The sequence below is a fragment of the Paraburkholderia xenovorans genome (assembly GCF_046030735.1).
GTDB classification, from domain to species: domain Bacteria; phylum Pseudomonadota; class Gammaproteobacteria; order Burkholderiales; family Burkholderiaceae; genus Paraburkholderia; species Paraburkholderia xenovorans_A.
In genome coordinates this window covers 39366-59984 of the sequence record NZ_JAQQBV010000042.1, presented here as the reverse complement: position 1 = coordinate 59984, position 20619 = coordinate 39366, and the positions used below count along the sequence as shown (strand labels likewise).

15 protein-coding genes and 3 pseudogenes are annotated in these 20619 nt (G+C 59.7%); 3 read left to right on the top strand and 15 right to left on the bottom strand.

The features are described 5' to 3' along the window. The 6 genes and pseudogenes from PQQ51_RS29845 to PQQ51_RS29820 all read right to left on the bottom strand — a co-directional run. A pseudogene (locus PQQ51_RS29845) lies at nt 1-199 on the bottom strand (suppressor of fused domain protein); the annotation flags it as partial. 1 nt (nt 200) lies between these two features. Then, nucleotides 201-497: a GH-E family nuclease gene (locus PQQ51_RS29840; RefSeq protein ID WP_408500794.1), complete on the bottom strand. Its 297-nt coding sequence runs from the start codon at nt 495-497 to the stop codon at nt 201-203. A gap of 31 nt (nt 498-528) precedes the next feature. Then, nucleotides 529-996, bottom strand: a complete 468-nt coding sequence (locus tag PQQ51_RS29835; RefSeq protein WP_408500793.1) for a PM0498 family protein — start codon at nt 994-996, stop codon at nt 529-531. 338 nt (nt 997-1334) lie between these two features. After that, the gene (locus PQQ51_RS29830) at nt 1335-1766 is read right to left on the bottom strand and encodes a hypothetical protein (RefSeq protein ID WP_408500792.1); all 432 of its coding nucleotides are present in this window, start codon (nt 1764-1766) and stop codon (nt 1335-1337) included. Nucleotides 1767-1773: 7 nt separating this feature from the next. Further along, nucleotides 1774-1923 carry a hypothetical protein gene (locus tag PQQ51_RS29825; RefSeq protein ID WP_408500791.1) on the bottom strand — a complete coding sequence of 50 codons (150 nt, stop codon included), beginning with the start codon at nt 1921-1923 and terminating at the stop codon, nt 1774-1776. A gap of 35 nt (nt 1924-1958) precedes the next feature. Next, nucleotides 1959-2567 carry a CHC2 zinc finger domain-containing protein gene (locus tag PQQ51_RS29820; protein WP_408500790.1) on the bottom strand — a complete coding sequence of 203 codons (609 nt, stop codon included), beginning with the start codon at nt 2565-2567 and terminating at the stop codon, nt 1959-1961. Nucleotides 2568-2694: 127 nt separating this feature from the next. Here PQQ51_RS29820 and PQQ51_RS29815 point away from each other — a divergent pair, with 127 nt between their 5' ends. Both PQQ51_RS29815 and PQQ51_RS29810 read left to right on the top strand, forming a co-directional pair. Further along, nucleotides 2695-3042: a helix-turn-helix transcriptional regulator gene (locus tag PQQ51_RS29815; protein WP_408500789.1), complete on the top strand. Its 348-nt coding sequence runs from the start codon at nt 2695-2697 to the stop codon at nt 3040-3042. An 87-nt stretch (nt 3043-3129) separates the two neighbouring features. Then, entirely contained in the window at nt 3130-3360 is a 231-nt protein-coding gene (locus PQQ51_RS29810) for a SymE family type I addiction module toxin (protein WP_408500788.1), read from the top strand. Between the two features lie 53 nt (nt 3361-3413). On the opposite strand, the gene PQQ51_RS29805 is transcribed toward PQQ51_RS29810, so the two are convergent. The 5 genes and pseudogenes from PQQ51_RS29805 to PQQ51_RS34470 form a co-directional block, all read right to left on the bottom strand. Continuing rightward, nucleotides 3414-3761 (bottom strand): immunity 8 family protein, encoded by a 348-nt coding sequence (locus tag PQQ51_RS29805; RefSeq protein ID WP_408500787.1) that lies wholly within the window; start codon nt 3759-3761, stop codon nt 3414-3416. Nucleotides 3762-3771: 10 nt separating this feature from the next. Next, nucleotides 3772-4125 (bottom strand): hypothetical protein, encoded by a 354-nt coding sequence (locus tag PQQ51_RS29800; RefSeq protein ID WP_408500786.1) that lies wholly within the window; start codon nt 4123-4125, stop codon nt 3772-3774. Between the two features lie 103 nt (nt 4126-4228). After that, nucleotides 4229-4558 carry a colicin immunity protein gene (locus PQQ51_RS29795; protein WP_408500785.1) on the bottom strand — a complete coding sequence of 110 codons (330 nt, stop codon included), beginning with the start codon at nt 4556-4558 and terminating at the stop codon, nt 4229-4231. Beyond that, a pseudogene (locus PQQ51_RS34475) lies at nt 4558-4821 on the bottom strand (colicin E5-related ribonuclease); the annotation flags it as partial. The gene PQQ51_RS29795 and the pseudogene PQQ51_RS34475, both read right to left, overlap by 1 nt. A gap of 975 nt (nt 4822-5796) precedes the next feature. Continuing rightward, a pseudogene (locus PQQ51_RS34470) lies at nt 5797-7593 on the bottom strand (hemagglutinin repeat-containing protein); the annotation flags it as partial. Between the two features lie 380 nt (nt 7594-7973). On the opposite strand from PQQ51_RS34470, the gene PQQ51_RS29785 reads away from it, so the two are divergent. After that, on the top strand, nt 7974-8021 hold the full coding sequence (locus PQQ51_RS29785) for a hypothetical protein (RefSeq protein ID WP_408500795.1): 48 nt from the start codon (nt 7974-7976) through the stop codon (nt 8019-8021). 48 nt (nt 8022-8069) lie between these two features. Here PQQ51_RS29785 and PQQ51_RS29780 read toward each other — a convergent pair whose 3' ends face one another. From PQQ51_RS29780 to PQQ51_RS29765, 4 genes are all read right to left on the bottom strand, one after another. After that, a complete protein-coding gene (locus PQQ51_RS29780) occupies nt 8070-8297 on the bottom strand; it encodes a hypothetical protein (protein WP_408500784.1) in 228 nt (75 codons plus the stop codon). Then, nucleotides 8294-17788: a hemagglutinin repeat-containing protein gene (locus PQQ51_RS29775; protein WP_408500783.1), complete on the bottom strand. Its 9495-nt coding sequence runs from the start codon at nt 17786-17788 to the stop codon at nt 8294-8296. The genes PQQ51_RS29780 and PQQ51_RS29775 overlap by 4 nt, the downstream gene beginning before the upstream one ends. Then, nucleotides 17785-19617 carry a ShlB/FhaC/HecB family hemolysin secretion/activation protein gene (locus tag PQQ51_RS29770; RefSeq protein WP_408500782.1) on the bottom strand — a complete coding sequence of 611 codons (1833 nt, stop codon included), beginning with the start codon at nt 19615-19617 and terminating at the stop codon, nt 17785-17787. The genes PQQ51_RS29775 and PQQ51_RS29770 overlap by 4 nt, the downstream gene beginning before the upstream one ends. 361 nt (nt 19618-19978) lie before the next feature. Further along, nucleotides 19979-20326, bottom strand: a complete 348-nt coding sequence (locus PQQ51_RS29765; protein ID WP_408500781.1) for a hypothetical protein — start codon at nt 20324-20326, stop codon at nt 19979-19981. Between the last annotated feature and the right edge of the window lie 293 nt (nt 20327-20619).

Here is a 20619-nt window from a genome sequence, read left to right as displayed (position 1 = left end):
TTACCTCCCGCTTGTTTGGCAAATTAAGGATCGTATGACTCAGTCCTATAGTCGCGTATGTAGATGCATCATCAGAAGGAAAATTTGAGAAGCGCGCAATCATTAAACCTGATTGTTTTCCTGCTGTATTTGTGTTTGCATCACTCCATCCTTGATCGATAGGACCTAAGAATTTTTCCAAATGCTCAATAATTGTCATCTCACTGTCCTGCTGGTCTGTTTCCACGTGAACGATTGCAGCTTGGGCATTCCAAACGCGTATCTTTGTTGTACTCGTCGATAACTTCACCTCTCGTCACGCCTGATGTATCTCGCGTGCTCCGCGGTGGCTGATGGTCAACGTCACAGTCTCTCGGTCCTTGTCCCTGAGCCACGCCCACATCCTTCCCGCATGTTGGACACGCTTTGGAGCTATCCAAGTTGATGCGTGACTGCGCTCCTCCTGGTGGATTAACACCGTCAGACACCGATTGCTGGGCGTTGCCGTCCACCGCCATCAGCGATGGCACATAGCCCGATGTGACTTTCTCAGTGTGGTTTGGCCGACAAAGAAATGATGTCCTCGTCTGAGTCAACGGACAGGACGGGATCCTCATAACCTTCTATGTTGTCACTCAACCAGTGTTCTCCTGGTCGTTTGGCATGGAACTTCGCAACGACACTAAATTCATCTGCGCTTACGATCGCCGTTAGGTATGTGGTCAGCCCCGACAGATTCCAAACACGAAAGACCTGTATTGCAAAGAGAACGGCTTGCGCAAGCGGCTGTTCCGCTTCGTAGTCTTCAATATGCAATGAATTTACGAAGCATTCGTAACCTGTGCAATCCCCCAAGGTCGACCTTGTAGCATTGGTTCTCGCTGACAGGCTTCGAAGCATATGACAACCGTCATGAGTAACAAAGCCATTGTCTGCAATAGCCATTAGGGCAGGGACAAGCGAACGATCCAACCGCAGACCGCTCAAGAGACTTCTCATGGTCTTATTTGCTTTCATCACGTACCTCCCAAGTACTTGCTAAGACCTTTCTGGATTGCAGCATTGAAACTTGGATCGTTCAGGAGCTTGTTGACTGAGTTCGGTGCGTCTGGGAACGAGTTTGTACTAGGATCATATAGATACTTGTTCCCTAGATTGTCCTGATAGTGAATCTGCCTGGGGCGTTGGCCCGGATTCGGATTTTCCACATCGATTCGCTCTTTGCCATCCCCCTTCCAAATAGTTTTGCTGGCGAACTGCGCGCCGTCCGCACCAAGCATTGCATTGTTGCCTTCGTTGGCGTTAGGTGATTGCCCATTGTTTGCCAACGTTGCCGTGCTCGGCCCATACCCCGATCAACTATTCGCAGTATCCGTATAGAGATTTGTTAACTCAGAAATCAAACGCGAATCTGGACCACGCGCGACCGCATCCCACGTCCGAATACCTATACCTTCAAGCAATGCGTTGAGCTTTTCTGTTCCGTTAAAGTACAAAGCGTCCCAAACGATATCGGTCGGCAACCCATTCTCTATATCCCCCTGCGTCAACAGCCTTTCGACTGCTCGCACATCTCGGCGTTGCGAAAGCTGGGGTCTGTGCGTAGCTTCAATAAGTCCACACTTTAGATTGATGCAAAGAAAGTCCAGTACCGCTTGTTTCCATACTTCAGGATTGGATCCGTACTGCCCACCGAAAAAGTCCGGCAAGGCTGCGTTCGGCGTGAAGTCATCTAGCGCAGCAACAATGAGTTGCCGCTGGTAACTATTAGCTGGAAACGAGAACATTGGTTCCTCACTTGCCGGGAAATTTGAACTTGGCCACATTGCCATTGTTGATGTTTCTAACCGCTGCGCTGTTGATTTCAACGGTTGCCGTAGTTGTCGCCGTTGCCGTAGAGGCCTGTCCCGCAGGCCGATAAGTAATGGCGGTTCCGTCGGGCATGATAGCAACCCAACTCCCTTCGCCCGTAATGTCAGTTACGACCTTGACCGGCGTCTGACCGTTGAACGCCGCCTTTGCAAATTGCTCTGCTGTGGCGCTGGGGTTGCTGCTCGGCTCCATCGGGATCGGCGTACCCGTCCCGCCAATCCCGGCTGGTAACCGAGCCGGAACGTATCGATCAGCTCACCATGCACCAGCCCCCGCTGGGTGAGATACGCCTGCGCCTCCGGGTTCTGTTTCAGCGTGGCGTGATACGCGTCGGCCACTTCGCGCAACAACACCGCTTCATCAGAACCCGCCGCTAAAGAAGGCAGGTGCCGCGCCTGCGAGCGGTTCACGCCCACTTTCTCCGCACCCGCGAGCGGCGCATCGTTACGCAGTAACTGCACCGCATGCGGCAGGCTCACGCCCTGGGTTTTCATGACCCAGTCCAGCACCGTGCCCGACGCGTTGCAGCCAAAGCAGTGATACACGTTCTTCGCCTCCGACACCGACAGCCTCGGCGTGTCCTCTTCGTGGAACACGCAGCGCATCACCCAGTCACGGCCGCGCTTCTTCAGCTCGTGCCCCTGCGATCCGATCAGCCGCACCAGCGATACATCGCGCTTCAGTCTCTCAAGCTCGGTTTCGGGGATACGCGGCATGAATCGTCCTTTGGGCTAAAACCTGTCAAGAGACATTGTAGTGGCACTTAAATGAGTCTACAATATGGCAATCAGACGGGCCGATACAATGACCGCATTACTTCATCTATGGTTATGTGAGAACGATATGGAGCAGTTCGCCGCCCGCTTGCGCCAGGCCCGGGAAGCCAGGCAAATGACGCAGAGTCGCCTGGCTGAGTTGCTAGGCGTCAACCGGCGTGTCTATAACCGCTGGGAACGAGCCGCATCCTTACCCCAGCTTGATGCGGTTGTCCGGATCGCCCAGGTGCTACAAACCAGTGTCGATGCGCTGGTCGGACTTGAACCGCCGACGGAGCCGCGCATTCACAATCCGCGGTTGCACGCGCTGTATGAACAGATGGATTCGTTATCCGATGAGGACCAGCAGGCGCTGATCGTCCTGATGGACAGCCTGGTCAAGCGTTCGCAGATGACCCGGCTCATGACGAGCTGAAGGGGAGAACCGTTGAAGAAGCGCGGGCCGTGAGTGCTCTAACACTCACGGCCCGCTGACCACAACCAACTCAGACAGGGAGTTGATATGGCTGACGCCAATCTTAATGCATTGCACGCTCATCCCGAGCGCCACGCCACCGTCCAGGAGCTCATGCGCTGGCGACCCGCACCGAAACCCGGCAAGCCCTGGCGAACACCACGGTTTTTTCCGTGGCTGCGCATCGCCGGCATCTGGCTTGAACAGGCTGGCTTCCCGCCCGGACAGCGCGTGAGGATCCAGGTCGAGCACGGCAGACTCGTCATCACGCCAGATTGAAACACTCCACAAACAGCAAACCCGGCCGCGGCCGGGTTTGTGCATCGATTAGATCAAGGCTGATAGTCTTCAAACTCCCATGCAAACATCCTCGCAAGTTTGACTGCAATCCCGTTCCAGTCTTGTCCATCGCATTGAGCGACATAGTTGCTTATGTATCCCTCAATGGACGGCAAACTGTATTCCCGAACAATGAGTAAATGACGTCCCCAACGGGGCTCCCAAACGGCCTGCCCCAGCCATTCTGGTGTACAAATACAAAGTTCAAAGTCGTCTGCACCTGGACTCTCTGCCAGTCCAATACGGATGCGGAGATTTAGACAAAAACAGGACGAGTTCTCTGGCTCATACACATTCAGATTGAACTCGTCACACGAAATTGCTTTTACGATTGCACGCATTAGCGGTTCCTCATTTGGTCAAATTCAAGTGGCCATTACCTATCTTCACATGCTGTCCGGTTATCGAGTTAACCGTATATGTTTCGAAGTTCGCTTGCGTACCAGTTGGTGAGAACGACGAATTTTTCTCGCTCGGCATTCGATAAACACGCGTTCCATCCGCGCTGATCCACCCAGAACCATCGCTGGTCATTTTTGCACCATCTCCGACCCAAAGCTTCCCTAATTGATCTGCTTCAGCCGCAGTACCACTGCCAATTGTGAAGTTGGGCTTACCGTTCCCGCTTCCGTCAATCGCCGCAGCGAGCCTCGAATCTGAAGCAGCAATCTTCGCGAGATTTTCGTCCGAAAGCTGCCCCTTCAAAGACGGATAAGTTGCCGCATTTGAAGCACCGCCATTTTCGGCCTGTCCATCATTGTTTCCGCTATTGAAGGTCGCATTACTAGGCCCATACCCCGATGTTTTCTTACCATCCCGTGATTGACGGCGCCGTGATTATGAATGTGTCGTGTTCAGGCGACTCCGAGTTAATGAATTCAATCGCGAGAAGGTTATTTTTGTAAGCCAAATCCGAATCAATCGGTGGCTCTGCACCATCCCATATGCAGTCAATGCGCGCCTCGAATCCCGGGTCATGCCATATACCTCCTTCGATTCGCGATACAACGAATCCCCGTTCCGCAGCCACTATGCAAACAGAGATTGCCGCTTCAGTTGAAAGCTTCATGACAATACTTCCCCCAAGCGAAAAATAATCATTACCATCCGTGTAACGCTTCGTGCGATCGATATCCATTACTTACCTTTCCATTGAATTCTGCTATCCACAATCCACCCTGGATCAGTCTTGTCACTAATCTGAACGATTTCCCCTGTTCTATCGTTCACAACAACATAGCCATCTTTCGATCCGTACACCGTCGCCGTGTCATTCCTTGGTAATCCATCTGATGTCTTAGACGCGGAGCGCTTGTCGAATGCTGTACCTGTGGCACCGTTGTTCATTGCATTTTGAATGTCCTGTGTGGTCCATCCCCGCTCCGGCAATTGCTTGCCGATTTTGTCGTCAATGATAGGAGTTTGGGTGTTGCCATCGTTGTTTTGATTGCCGCTGTTGAGCGTCACCGTGCCCGGCCCATACCCCGATCCATCGCCGCCCTTAACCGCCGTCAGAACATAGTCCACCAGCCCCTTAACATGATCCGGAATAATAGCTGTGATCATGTCACCGATAGCCTTCGCGTCCGGCAACGGTGAGATCAACGAACCCGGCTTGATCGTCGGATCAAGCTCTGTTGCCGGGTCAGCAATGACCCCATCACCCTTGCTCGCCGCCTCCCCCTTGAATCCTGGAATCGGCGGCGGCCGGAATCCCGTGCTTGTTGACAGCGAGACCTGGTTATTCTCCGCCTCAATCCTGCCAGCACCCGCCGCCGTGGCAGCATCCATCCCCGACGCGCCGGCGATACCCGCAACCAGGCTACTTACCAGGTTATCGCGCGCTTCGCGTTCAGACGCCGTCATTCCATCGCTCGGCTTGAGCAGGCTACCAAGCACAGAGCTAGTCGCCGCCCCCATCGCGCCCGCGCCGCAGCTCTGGCCGCTGGCCGCCGCCCCCGCACAGCCGACGATCGCATGCAATGCAGCGCGCGCGTCTTCGCTTTGAAGACTATCGGCAATCTGCTTCACCTTGCTTGCACCCAGTTCCTGCAGATACGCCACCGTCGCACTCTGCGCGAACTGACCCACACCGCCCGTCACGTTGCCACCAGCAGCAACTGACAGCGCAGTCAGCACCTGACGATACGTGCCACTCGGCCCCCACTGTGCGTTCAGCTCATCCGCCTGCTGCTGCGCAGCGGCCCGCTGGTCCGGTGTCAACGCTGGATCTTTTGCTGCCTTCGTCGCGGCGTCAGCCTCCGCCGCACGGTTTGCGACAAACGTCCCGGTTTCGTTGATGAACTGGCTCGTGATGTCGAACCCGGCCTGAATCTTGTCCTTGTCGAAGATCGGCGCAAGCGCGCCGCCTGTGTTCGACGTATCACGATTAACGCTTGCAACCGTCTCATCCGCCGTCTTGCCGGTGAGCTGCTGCTGCGCGGCTTCATCAGTAATCTTGATCGTGCCGCCGCTGATTCCGCTTCGCGTGGTCGAGCTGGCATTCCCCGATGCACTAAGCGCCACAGGGGGCGCAACCGCGAGTCCACCGTCACCCTTCGGCAGCGTGGTCCCCGCCACCGGATTCACGTTGTCCGCGGTGCCTTTCTGGTTCTTGCCGATCGAGCCACCATATCCACCCGACAGTCCGATTGAAGAGGCGTCATACGATGCATGGTTTTCGATGTCGCTTTGCGTGAGCGTCGCGGTTGTCAGGCTGTTAACACCATCGTTCACTGCCTTGTCGCTGCTCGCGATCACGCCGCCCTTGAGGTCGGTATTGCCCTTGACGTCGACCTGATAGCCGCCATCGCCTGCCTTGATACCCGACTGCTCAACGACCGCTGCGTAGTCGCTGCTCATCTTCTGCTGACTGATGTTGCCCGATACGCTCGATGAGCCCGCGCAAATCGGCGGCACGCACACGCTAACCGACACGCCCGCGGCCTGCTGTTTCGAGTCGTAGTGTTCAGTGTCCTGCAAGCTCTCGACGTTGAGATTTCCGCCCACATTGGCAACGACCTGCTTGCCAGACACAACCGCGCCTTTGAGGTTCGTATCGCCACCGGATTCTATGGTCAGCGCATCGCCGGCGCTTACGTGCATATTGGTCCATGAGGTCGAATCACCACTGGCATTGCCGCGATTACCCGCCACGCCCGCAGTGAACGCAATGCCGGTATGCGAACCACCACCAATCGATACGCCAATACCGAAGTTACCGCCGCTGCTGGTCGAATGCTGGCTACTGGTGCTTTCGGCCGCTTGCAGATTGACCGTTCCGTCGGCGGCAAGCTTTGCATTGCCCCCGGCCGAAATCGTGCTGCCAATCACGTCGATGTTGCTATCCGCACCTGCGCCCGTCGCGGTGATCGTGACATTCCGGCCAGCCGATACCGTGCCGCCGACCGCCGTACTCGCCTGTGCCTGCGACTGGCTATCGCTCTTGCTCGCACCTAGCGAAATATTGATGCCGATGGTCTTCTCAACGCTCGCCGGATTGCCTCCCCCCGTTGCATCGTAGGCATTTTTCGCCGCCAGCCCGGTCGTCGCGGCGGCCAGCGCGATCAGCCGTGCATCGCCGCCGGTCTTCCCGGCCGCGTCGACCATCTGCTTGCCGGTCTGAGCCAGAGCAAGCACCGGGCTCGACAAGCCCACCGTTACGCCCGCCTGACGGAATTGCTGCTGCTCCGACTGACTCATCGTGTCGTACGCGGAATCGATCGTGACCGCTTTGCCAGCGATGCTCACATCGTTGCCTGCGTGCAGCACGCTGTCCGTCGCATGGACGTCGTTACCCGCACTGACCGTCAGGTTGCCGTTCAGCGAACCGATCGCACTGCCGTTGTTCGTCACGCTGGCCGATTGCTGCCTGTCCGTCATCGACCGTGAACCAATCGATACCGAGAGGCCACCGTTCGACAGCAGACCGGTCTCCTTTTTTTCATAGTAGTTGGACGACTCGAGGCTGTCCTGCGACGTCGTGATGTTGACGTTACCCACCGCATTCAATGCCACATCGTTCGTGCCGACAATCGTACTGCCGGTCACGTTGATGTCGCGACCGCTCGCGATCGTTACGCCATCAGCGGAGATCGTACTGGTCTGGTTATAGGTCGCCGTCTGATCGATTGCGCTCGCAACCTTCGAACCGCTCAGCACGCCACTGTGTGCGCGAACTGCTCGATGCGTTGATCGTCAAGAACCAGGTAGCCGGGGCCATTGCCCGCGTAGCCATCAACGAGAAGCCCGCGCGAAACACGCGCAAGTAGCGCTGGCTAAGAAAGAGAAAGCTGTAAACGAAGCGCGGGCCGTGAGTGCGCTAACACTCACGGCCCGCTGAACACAACCAACTCACACAAGGAGTTGATATGGCTGACCACAATCTTAATGCATTGCACGCTCATCCCGAGCGTCACGCTACCGTCCAGGAACTCATGCGCTGGCGACCCAGCCCCAAAGAGGGAAGACCCTGGCGAACACCACGGTTTTTTCCGTGGTTGCGCATCGCCGGCATCTGGCTTTAACAGGCCGGCTTTCCGCCCGGACAGCGCGTGAGAATCCAGGTCGAGCACGGCAGACTCGTCATCACGCCGGATTGAAACACTCCACAAACAGCAAACCCGGCCAGTGCCGGGTTTGCTTTCGTATCACTGTGGATTGCTCGCCAACTCTTCAATTCCGTCATCCAGCATCGCTTTAAATTCCTTCAGATCGAAGCGCCACGCGTCGTTGTCGGCAGCAGGATATATCTCAATCTCGTAACCACGACCAGGCTCCTTCGATATTTCAGCAACCTGTCTGTTCTCATGCCAGATTTCGTAAATGAGATTCTCCCTGTCAGTTACGCTGGCAACCTGCGCTCTTAGCGATTTCATTTGTCTGGCTCCAAGAAACCAATAAACTTTCCATCTGCCCCGTATCGTATTCCTCGCCCGTCAGAAGCTCGGACTTCAATGACATCTCCATAGCGCCCGCGATTCAATTGCTCAACAGTGCGAGCAGGATCATTCAGGATTTCATCCACGATCTTTTGGCCTTGCTCATTGATAGCAGCAGGATTTCCCTTTGCCGCAGGAAAGGCGCTGTCGTCACGACTACCGTGCTTCTGCAACCCTCGTCCCGCCGCACTCAGTTCGCCGGATTTATCAGATGGGTCGGGTGATTTCGCAGCATCCGATAAGTCGCTAACGCTCTTTCCGCCTAACGATTGATCGCTGTTCCCACTATTGATCGTCGCGTTACCCGGCACATACCCCGGCGTTCCAACCGTCGGGTTCAGCGACGCATCCGCAGCGGCCCCAGACCCCGCCGTTGCCACTTTCGGCCCCGCAAGCGGGGGCTTGCCACTGCCCACACCTGAGACGGCTACCCATCCGTTTGCGACTCCCTGCGCTGCGAGGTCCGTCGGGGATTCAGACATTTTCGCTTTCGCGCCTGCTTTAATCAACCCGATAAACTGATTGATCATCGTGGAAAGCGACACGTTGTTCATCGCTGACAGGTCAGGCTTACCCAACGCCTGATCTAGTATTTTCTTCACCCTCGCGTTGTCACTGCCTTCAGTCGCGTCGCCGTTCTGGTTGTACAAGTTGACATTTGACGCCATCGCGGCGCCCGCACTGCCACCGATCAGACCGCCAGCCAGCCCCGACAGAATGTTGCCGCTGATATTGCCGATCAGCGTCGAGCCAGTCGCATCGCCGACGCTTTCACCTAAAGCCTTTGACAGCCCCGCCATCTTGGACGAAATCGCAGCGCCCGCCGCACCGCCGACTGCTCCGAATGCTCCACCGCCGAGGCCACCTATCAACATACCGCCGGCTGCCTGCAGTACCGCGCGCGAATCGCCCCCCTCACTCCAGTTGTTGTAGTCAGCGAGCGCAGTCGCCATCGCCTGCATGTCGCCGCGCTCGTAAGCGGCTTCTACAGCAGTGGCAGCATCGCCGCGCTTCTTGTCCGCATACGCACCAATCCCCTGCGCCACAGTCTGCCCCGCGGCCTGCGCCGCATTCATCAGATCGGACTGTTGCGACAAAATATTCTGCACATCCGGCGTCTTCGAGACCGAGCCGTTCGTCCCGGTCGTATCCCGGCTCAGACCTGCCACATCCTGCGTCTGACTCGCACCATTAGTGACGTTGATCGTGCCCGCCCCAATCGCGCTGCGCGTGGTCGCATTCTCATCGCCGTTTTCATCCTGCGAAATCATCGGCGTCACGCCGCCCGAGCCACTCACCGAACTCGGCCCGACCGCCTTCTGGGTAACACCCACTCCAAGCCCGGCGCCGATCCCGTTGCTCGCCGCACTGTAGTGCGAGTGGTTTTCGATATCGCTGTATGTGAGCGTACCCGTCGTGAGCGTGTTCTTCGACGCATCCGCCTCGCTCGCGATCACCGCGCCCTTCAGATCCGTATTGCCCTTCACGTTGACATCGAATCCGCCCGAGCCGGCCCGGATACCCGCCTGCTCGGCGACCCCCGCATAGCTGCCATCCGCGTGGCCGCTCTGCGCACTGAAGCTCACGTTACCGCCGCCCTGGCTGATACTGAACCCACCGCCCGCGCTCGACTGATGCGCCGCACTGTTGGTCGTATCCTGCACGCTCGCGATATTCAGATTCCCGCCGATCGTCGCCGCCACCTGATTCGCGTTCACGTTCGCGCCGACGATATGGGTATCTCCACCGCTGATGATCGTCGCCGAACCGCTCGCGTTGATGTGCGTGTTGTTCTGCATCGACGCATCCGAGTTGCCGTCACCGTGCGCATTCTGCATCGACGCCGAAATGCCAACGCCGCTCGTCCCTATCGACACGCCCACACTCGCGCTCGACGACGAATTCGAGCTACGCGTCGAATCGGTATTGGTCGTGTTCAGCAGATTGACCTGGTTCTTCGCGATCAGCGCAACGTCGGTAGCGTTGACGTCCGAACCGGCAATCGTCACGTTGCCGCTACCCGCCGAGCCCCCGCCCGTCGCGACAAACGTCGCGGTTCCTCCCGCCTGGACGGACGAACCGCGCTGCGTCGTCTGATCCTCCGACGACTGGCTCGAACTATGGCTGGAGCCGAGGCTGATCTGGATGCCGATGCTCGGCGCCTGGCCGCCCTTCATGAGATCCTTCCCCGCTGCCGCCACCATCCCCACATCGCCCGCCGCCGCAATCGCGTGAAGCGCCGAAGCACGGTCATCCCCTCCCTGCGCGGAGTGCCGCGTCGCCTGCGTCTCGCTGATCGCGTTATTGATCGCATCGCCAACCGAACCCGACAGGCCCAGCGTCAGTCCGCTCTTGCTGGTCTGCTGCGTTTGCGCCTGATGAGACGTATCGGTAACCGAATCGATGATCACGTCGGCGGCCGTACCCGTCAGGTTCTTCCCCGCAATCAGGTCGCTGCCGCTCACGTGAAGCGTGTTGCCCGCCTGCACGGTCAGATTGCCGTTGAGCGTCCCGATCGTGCTCGCATTGTTCGTGACGCTCGACTCCTGATCCGTGCTCGCCATTTTGCTGCTGCCAACCGACACAGCGATCCCGCCGCCCGCCATCAGCCCCGAGTGATGCTCCTCGTATGTCCCCGACGACTCCATCGTGTCCTGCGTCGTCGTGATATTGACGTCGTGCGTCGCGCTCAATGAGACGTCGTTCGTCCCGGCAATCGTGCTTCCCTTCACGTTCAGATCATGACCGCTGCTGATCGTCACGCCGTCCGCCGACACGCTGCTGCCGATCGACTGGGTAGACGTGTCGTTACGCGTGCTCGCGATACTCGTGCTGCTCATCACACCGCTATGGCTGCCGGACTGCTGACTGTTCGACAGGTTCGTCTGCGTCGCCGCGCCGATGTTCACGTCGCCCACGGCGGCGAGCGTCGCGTTGCCTTTCGAGAGGTAGACGTCGCTTCCCGCAATATTGATGTCCTTGCCGGAAACAATATTCAAACTATCGCCGCTCTTCAGCACCGTGCCCGTTACGACATCATCGGACGTGTGCAGCGATTCCGAATAGCTGCCGTGATGATCGCTGCCCGAGCTGTTGCTATCCACCGTCGACGTCGCAGTCGCCGCCTGCAATGTCATACTACCCTTCGCCGCAAGCGTGCCGCCGCCGTTCAGGTTGAGAGTCGCGCCGGTCGCCGTCAGGTCGCCGCTCACCGCGATCGTGGACACGCCGCCCACCTTCACGCTGCTGCCCGTGGCGCTCACGAGTTGCGTATCGGAGATCCCGTTCGCGCGGGCCACCACCTTCGTTTCCCCTGTCACCTGCGCACCGAGATCCCAGTTCCCACCGATACTCATCCCCAGTGCGCCACCCACATTCAACGCGCCCGCATTCTGCTCGAAATTCCCCCCGGTCACGATCGCCGCGTTGCCCGTCACATTGACGCTCGCCGCCGGCCCAAGCACCGTGGTAACGCGCGTCGCGCCGCTGTCGCTCACCTGACTGAACGTATTCACCGCCGTATTCAGCACCAGGTTGCCGCCCGTCTGCAACGCGAGGCTCCCTGCATTCACCGTCGCCGACGTGAGGTTCACATCCCCGGTCGTCACGAGCGACATCTGGCCGCCGCTTTGCAGTACACCGAACGAACTATCGATACTCTGCCCGCTGATCGCGAAGCTGTTCGTCGCCGCGATCGTCCCGCTGTTGGTCACGCCCTGCGCGTTCTGCAAATCGATGTTCGTCGCGGCGATCACCGGACCGTTACCCATGTTCTGCTGGCTCGTCTGCGCCAGATACACCACCGGCACGAGCACCGACTGTCCGTCGACCACCTGCGCCTGCATGATGACGACGTTGCTCGTCAGTTGCGCCACCTGCGCGGGCGACAGACCGGTGCCGGGCGCCAGATCGAGCGACTTCGCGAGGCTCGCGCCCGAGGTCATCAGCGCCTGGAACTCGTCCTGGTTGCTCGCATAGTTCGTCAGCACCGACTTTCCGGTCATCGACAGAATCTGGTCCTGCACGAGCTTCTGCTCGTAGAACCCGTCGCCGAGACGCATCTGGATCTGGCCGGGGTTCATGCCCATCTGCTGGAAGTAGTAATCGCTCGACAGCCACTGCTTCTGATTGGTGAAAGCCGGGTTCGTCTCCACCAGGTACGGCGCGTTCGGCGCCGTATTCGGGCTGAAGAGCCCACCTGTCGGCACCGTGATGTTGTTCAGCACCTTGACCGCCGTCGCTGCGGCGATCGTCGGATTGCTGGAATTCGGCAGACCGCTGTTGACGATGTGGCCGCCCTGGAACGCCACGGGGCCCGCATGCGCGCCGCCGGCGGTGCCGATCGTGCCGCTCACGGACCCGGCTCCAATGTCCGACACCGTCTGCCCCGGCAGCAAGCCGAGCGGCGTCACTCCGGCATTCCCCGCTGTGTTGTTGATCGTCACGCCGGTACCGCTAATCGTGCCGTGGGCCGTGTACGTGGACTCATAGCCGGGCAGCGCATAAGTGCGAACGTCGGCCGGCGCCGCCTGGCTGAAGCCGCCCGGATTGGACGTTACGAACGGGGCATCGCCGAACGGCAGTTGCCAGTTGTGCTCGCTGTTGTCGTAGTTGTTGTAGTGATATTGACCCGAGTAGGTAACCTGCACCTGCGGCGCGTTCTGGCCTTGCCAGCTCTCCTGGTCGAGCTTGAACGGCGACACGATGTTGCCGGTGGCGGCCACCTGGCTCCAGTAGTTCTGCAGCATTCCAACCGACGACGCGTTCAGATTGCCGCCTGCAACGATCTGCGATTGCGGACTGATCGACGAAATCGTGCTGGCCACCGCCACGCCCGTATAGGTCGTGTACTGATAGCCGCTGTTCCACTGGCCGCCGTGCGGCGGCTCGATGAACGCGCCGCCGATCAGCGTCGGATCTCCCTTGGAGACCCAGCCGACGGATTGCCCGCTGCACGCAGCCATGTAAATCGCCGTGCAACCGGACAGACTGATGCCAAGGTTCGTCAGCACCGTGGGATCGACTGACGATGTCAGACCCGTCGTCGTCATCACGCGCCGGGTGTTGGTCAACAGAGTCGCGTCGACTTCCATGTCGCCGCTCGACTGGATCAGCGCGGACTGATTGCGGATCAGATTCGCCTTCACGTAATTGCCGTTCGCGTCCTTACCGCCGGCCAGCACCACTTTGCCGAGACCGTAGATTGCGGTTGTCGCCTGCGTGTCGGTCGCGGTGGTGTCGTCCCGGTTCTCGATGTCCGGCGCGAGCAGCTCGAGCGTGCCCGCGCTGTCGGTCGCGCCGATCAGCGCGCTCGGGCCGAGATTCGACAGCGTTTGCGTCGCGTTCAGCGACACGCTGCCGCCCACGATCGTCCCCGTATTGGTCAGCGTGTTCGAATGCGTGGTCAGCAGGCCGCCGGCCGCAAGCGCGCCGGAGTTCTGGATGTCGCCCGCGTTGATGTTGAGTCCATTCGAAGCAGACATCGCACCGCTATTACTGAACGTGCCGGGCAGCGTGAAATTCAGATTGTGGCCGGCATTGAAGCGGTAATTCGGCGAAGTGGCGAAGTCCCCTTGCAGGTTCAACGAAAGATCGTTGACCGCGCTGTACGCGCCGCCGCCCACCAGCGTATTCGCGGCAATCGACAGATTCCTCGACGCGCCGATCTGGCCGCTCGTGCCGGTCAGGGTGCTCGTCGCGATTCCGATGTCGCCCGTCGTATTCGCGACATTGCCGATGGCCCCGCCGGTGTTGTCCAGATTGCCGGCGTTGATCTGCAGGTTCGCGCCGCTCAACTGGCCTCCCTGCGTATTGGACAGGGACGTCGCGTTCACCGTCACGTCGCCGTTGCCGCTGATCGAACCCATGCCGGACACGCCTCCGGCATTGTTGTTGCTGATCTGGCTGCCGCCGTTGAGCGTCGTCGCGCCCGTGCCGACGTTGGTGATCGCGCCATTCGAGTTGTCGATCGACGCGGCACTCAGGCTCAACGTGCTGCCCGACACTGCGCCGCCCGCGCCGATCACCCCGCGGGTGTTGATCAACTCGCCGCCACTGGTCGCGGTGAGTCCGGTGCCGGACGACAGCTGTCCATTCGTGTTGTTCAGCGTCCCCTGGACAGTCGCGGACATGACGCCCTGCGATGCCAGCGAACCACCGGTATTGTCGAGACTGCCGACCGACAACGACGCGTCGCCATGGGTCACGATCTTGCCGCCGACATTCGTCAGCGCGCCTGCGGACTGGTTGCCCGCATCGATCGTCAGCGTACCGGTGCCGGCATGAGTGATCGTGCCACCGTTGTTGTTCAACGTCGATGGGGCGAGCTTCAGGTCTGTGCTGTTGGTCTGAATCAGGCCGCCATTCGAGTTATCGAGCGTGCTGCTCACGCCGAGACTCATCGGGCCAGTCCCGAGCTGAGTAATCGACCCCTGCTGGTTCGTCAGGTTCGTCGCGGTGACGCCGAGCTGGTTCGCGATGATCCGGCCACCGCTGTTATCGAGCTGCGCAATCGACATCGACACCGCGTTGGCGCTCACCACCCCATTCGCGTTCTTCAGCGACGCCGCGTTTGCCGTGACCGTCTGGCCGCTCAATGTGCCGCTGCTGTTGTCCAGCGTGCCGCTGACCGTAGCGTTGAGATTCCGGCCCGCTGTGATGCTGCCGCCGTTCGTCAACGAATCCGACCGGACCGTGTTGTCGCCCGACGCTGCGATCGTACCGTTGGTGTTCGTGATCGCTGAGCCACTCGTGACGCTCAGGCTGCCGTTCGATTTGAGTTGGCCACCGGTGTTGTTCAGCGCGCCGGCAATGGTCGCGTTGAGCCCGGACTGTCCTCCGATAGTCCCGCCCGTGTCGTCCACGCCGCCTGCGTTCAATACGACCTGGCCGTTGCTGACAATCGAACCGTTGACGTTAGTGAGAGCACCTGTCCCGTTGGCTGCATCGATCGACAGCGTCCCGGTCCCGGCATGCGTAACGGTCCCGCCGTTGTTGTTCAATGTCGCCGGGGCGAGCGTCAGGTCCGTGCTGTTGGTTTGAATCAAACCGCCGTTCGAGTTATCGAGCGTGCTGCTTACGCCGAGACTCATCGGGCCGGTCCCGATCTGCGTGATCGACCCGCGCTGGTTAGTCAGATTCGTCGCGCTTACATCGATCTGGTTTGCCGTGATCGTTCCGCTGCTGTTGTCGAACTGCGGCGCCGTTACCGACACCGTATCGGCGCTGATCGTCCCATTCGCGTTCCTGAGCGACGCCGCTTTCGCTTGCAGCGTCGCGCCGCTCATCGATCCGCCGCTGTTGTCGAGCGATGCGGAAGCCGTCACCGCCAGGTTCTGCGCGGCGGTGATCGTCCCGCTGTTGGTTAGCGAGGCCGCCTGGATCGCGGTATTGCCGTTGCCGCCGATCACACCACCCGTCGCGCCCTGCGCGGTCGTGCCCGCCGCGTTCGTGACCTCGCCGCTCGCCGTGAGCGTGAGGCCATCGCCGTTGCGCGATACGATGCGCCCAGCCGTGTTTTGCACGTTCGCACCGGACACATTCATCGCGCCAGCGGCTTCGAGCTGGCCCGATGTATTGTCGATGTCGCCGCTCGACGCCACGTTCAGCGCCTGCACCGACGTAATCGAGCCAGCACCGTTTTGCAGGCTCGTCGCAGCGATCGTCGCCACACTATTCGCGACAATGTTGCCGTGGCGATTGTCGAGCGCGCCGGTCTGGACATTCAGCGCGCCTGTGCCGACCTGACTGATCGTACCGTTCACATTGGTCAGGCTGCCCGAGCGGAGCGCTGCGTTTTGCGCGTTCGTCGTGACCGTACCGCCGGTATTGTCGAACGCACCCGCAGCCGCTAGCGTCGTGTCGCCTGCGCCCGTTTGCGACAGCGTGCCCCCGCGATTCGAAATGCCGCCGGCCGTCACGCTCAGTTGCGCCGCGCCTATCTGACCGTGGTCGTTCGTGAGACCACCCGCGGCATCGACAGTCAAATTATCGGCCGCCTGTAGCGACGCGCCCGTATGATCGATATTGCCCGTGTCGCCACCGGCGCCAGTCGCCGTCAACGATGCGTTGCCCTTCGCGAGCGTTTGCCCGCCCGCCATGTTCAAACTGCTGCCCGAGAGCGTGAGATTGCCGCCCGCCATTTGCTGGCCGGTAGCCGTCACACCCGCCGTGCCCGTCACCGCAAGACTTCCGGTTCCCGTGACATTGCCGTTCGCGTCGAGCCCCGCACCGAGCGCACCTGTCGAATTCACGCTCGCGCCCGCGACAGTCGTGTTGCCGAGCGCGGCAACCGTGCCGCTATTGGTCACCTGTCCCTGGCTGTTCAGCGCGGCGCTCTGCGTCGCGTAGACCGCACCGCTGTTCGCCACATCGCCCGCTGCGGAGATCAGGAGATTGCCGTTCGCTCCCGTCGAACCCGACAAGGTGACCTTGCCCTGGCTGCTGATTTGCACGTCGCCGGCTTGCGACGCTATCGTGCCCGCACTGTTGACGCCAACACCCTTCTCCGTGCCCACCAGCATGATCTTGTTCGCGTACATGCCGCCGAGTTGGGCGACGTCGATTGCCACGCCTGGACTGTTGCCGTCCGCACCAAGCGACTGCGTATTCAGATCGGCATGGCGCACCTCGTTGTTGCCCGTTACGACGTTGAGGGACTGTCCTGCCCAGAGCTTGCCGTTGACCGCCACGCTGCGCGCGATCAGGTCGACCTGATCGACATTGCTGCCGTTGAGCCCGGCCGCACCGATCTGAATCTGGCCGCCCGTCACGTGAAACGCATCCAGGCTGCCTGTTCCGCCGAACACCGGCGTGCCGGTCGTCAGAATGCCGCGGCTCGTGTTGATGAAGCCGCAACCGTTACAGTAGATGCCCGCCGGATTCGCGATGACCACTTCGGCCCTCTGCCCCGCGACCTCGGTGTAGCCCAGCAACTGGCTCGGATTGCCGCCTACCACCTGGTTCACGATGACCCGCGCGCTGCCGGCGGCAAGATTCGGGTTACCCGTCACGTAACCGCCGAGTTGGGTCTGGACGTTGCTTCCCGAATTGTTCAGGATCAGACCTGAAGGCCCGACGCCGAAATGCGTGTAGGTATTGTTCGAAACGCCGGCCCCGTTCGGCGTGGCGATCTGCACGATCGGCAGCCCATTTGCCGTCACACCCACCGCAGGCCTGCTGCCGGCGGTGGGCGCCACGACCACCTGCGCGTCGGCCCACAGCGGCTGCATGCCGAGCGCGCATAGTGCCGCGAACGCGACGTGCCGCATCGACAGCATGTCGACGAAACCCGTGCGTGCGCGCGTGAAAGGCGCGCGACGCGTCGTGCCGACCGAACGCCCCTTGCCGATACCCGTTGCCGTTTCCTGCACGGCCGTCCACAGCCCGCGAGCCGCATTGAAAATGACGCGATAGATATTCTTGTTCATAGCAGGAAACTCACACTGAAGCCCGCAACCGGCCAGCGGTTCGGAAAACGATCGGGTTGATACAACGGACCGCCGATGAAAACGTCGTAGCTGACGTGCTTGAATACGCTGCCGCGCAGGCCGACCACCGCACCCGCGAGACGCCGGCCCAGCAGGTTGTTCGCCTCGGGACCGAAGACCTCGCCGCCGTCGATGCCGACGTACAACGCCTGGCCGAAGCTCGCCAACGGAATCTCCAGGTCGTTGCGCATGAACACACCCTTCTCCGCGGCCAGCATCGTGTTGCCGTCGAAGCCGCGCACCGTGTAGCGGCTGCCGATCGAAAAGTACTCGGTGGGATACAGCACGTTGGGCGTGTTCTGTGCACGCACCGTCGCCGTATAGCGCAGCGGAAAACCCGCAATCGCGAACGGCACGCTCAATGTCGCGTCCAGCGTTTGCATCCGGTAGTAGTACGTCGGCGCGCCCGTCGACACACCCGGCAAGTCCTGCTGCGCGCCGAACCACGGCACACCCCAGCGGTACGCGAGCGTGCTGTCGAGTTGAGCGGCGCCGAAGTAATGCTTGTGCTCCCAGCCGACTTCCGCGTAGCTGTTGTCGCGGTGTTGAACGTCGATTTCCGTACTGTCGATGAACGCCTCGCTAAAGCGCTTGCCGACGCGAAACTCGACCATGTTCTTCTGCACCTGGTTGCGGTAGAACTGGTACTCCGCCTTCACGTCGAAGGTGCTGGATTTGCCGCTCGACACCAGCGTCGTGAACGCGCCGGCAATCTGCTGGTGATAGTCGTATTGGCTGGCCGAGGCCGTGAACGTCCAGTTATCCCAGGGAATCGAGTAATACGCGCTGCTGCCGTGCGTGCCGTACTGGCTCGTATGGCCGTCGATGTCGTGGTTGTAGCTGATGTTCAAGAGATCGGACAGGCCGAGCGGGTTGTCGAGCGTCAGACTCACGTTGCCCTGGAACTGGCCGGTCGACTTGAGCCCGCTGTCGTCGGCGCTTACGGCCAGCGACCACGGCTTCGCGCGCTTGACCGAAATGACGACATCGCTTTCACCGGTCGACGGCCCCGGCACGATCTGCATGTCGACGTCCTGATTCGGCACGCGCTTCATCTGCTCGAGGCCTTGTTCGAGATCGTGCAGATTCAGCAGCTCGCCGGCCTTTGTTGGAAATGCGTTGCGCCACGTGCCGTACGTCGACGGATCCGCGAAGCGAATCGCGCTGATCACGCCGGGAATCAGCTGGAGCGTCAGCTTGCCCTTGGACAGGTCTTGCGGCGCGATGACGACGCGCGTCGTCGAATAACCGTTGCCGATGATGCGCGCCATCACGCGATGCACGATCAGGTTGAGCCCTTCCCTGCCGATACACTGCCCTCGATAGCGCTGCAGATAATAGCTGGCGAACATCAATTCGCCGGGGAAAAGAGGATTCGGCGACAGCGCGCGAGCCCCCGCCGACTCAACCGGATCGCTCAAACCGCGCGGCACTTCCAGCGCGATTTCGTCGATCTTGAAGCAAGGCGTTTCGACCGGGAGCTTGCCGTCGTCTTCGGCGGGACTTTGTGTGGGTTGCAGCGCGACATTGGGCGCGTTGATCGCACGTTCGCGCTCGATCGCCTGCTCCTGGGCGCGGCGACGCTGCTCCTGTTCACCGAGAGAGTCGGTTGCCTGAGCGTGTGCGAGGTGGACCTGCGAGGCTGCAAGCAACACCGCACAGGCCCGCGTGAGTTGACCCAGCGTGTGCCAGCTCATGAGACCTGTACCCGCACATTGGCGCGTCGCTTCAGGCCATTGCACGATCCGGCCGGATTTGTTCTTCTTCATTACTTCAGTACTGTTTTGGCGTCGGAATCGACGCAGCTATTCTGGATTTCAAACTGACCGGCTAAATCGATAACGCCGCTGATAACAGGGAATCGGTCTTTGTCGTCGGGTCGACGATTGGCGATGCATGCGCATGAATGCCGGCGTGATCGGGTGGAGCGACGGCAGTCACGGTGGAATTGGCTGGGCGACTGCAACCGTGGCAATTGAATCGCGGATATCGTTCGGCCTTCGATCGATATGCCAATCGCATTCTTTTGACTCGGGGCGAGAATGAGCCGGATTTGAAAATGACAGACGTGGGCTTCCATAGCCCGCGCTTTTTCCCCGTGCGCTGCTGGACATTCCTGCTATTGCGCAACTATTCGTTGCGGCTTCTCTCGGTGGCTTCGGTCAATACGTGCGACTTCATGGTCGCAACATTTGTAAGACGAATAACGACCTTGAGCGGCAGTTCTTTAGAAATTTTCTGAAATATTTTTGGATTCTGCCCTTCCATCACAATCACAGCAGGCGCGCTGTTGGTCGCCAGGCCCATAAGCTTCGGAATCGTTATTCCCATTTCCTGCAGTTCCTTTTTTATGCCAGCAAACACGATCGATTCGCTGTAGCTGCGAAGCCAACCCACGCCACCATCGAAGTAAATCACTGCGCCTTCAAGTTGCTGCGCCGTTAGATCGAATCCGTGACATGCCTGAATTACGTACACGATGCCATCGCTGGGAAAGCCTGCCGTGGCTCAAGTGGCACCGATCTTCCGCGTTCTTAACGTGAATCCTGGAAGCGTTATCTGCGGAAGGCTCAATAGTTTGGGAACCAGCGATGAGTCGACATAGCTCAATTTGCTGTAAGCGGAGTATGGAGTCGCCGTCACGAAAGCGGCGGCGATCACGAGTGCGATGTAGTTGAACTTAGCCATGCTATCGGTCGAGATTCTTTTGGGTATCGAATGAGGCCGTGACAGTTCCGTTAGCCCCGCAGTCCAGCCGCGTACTTTCCTTA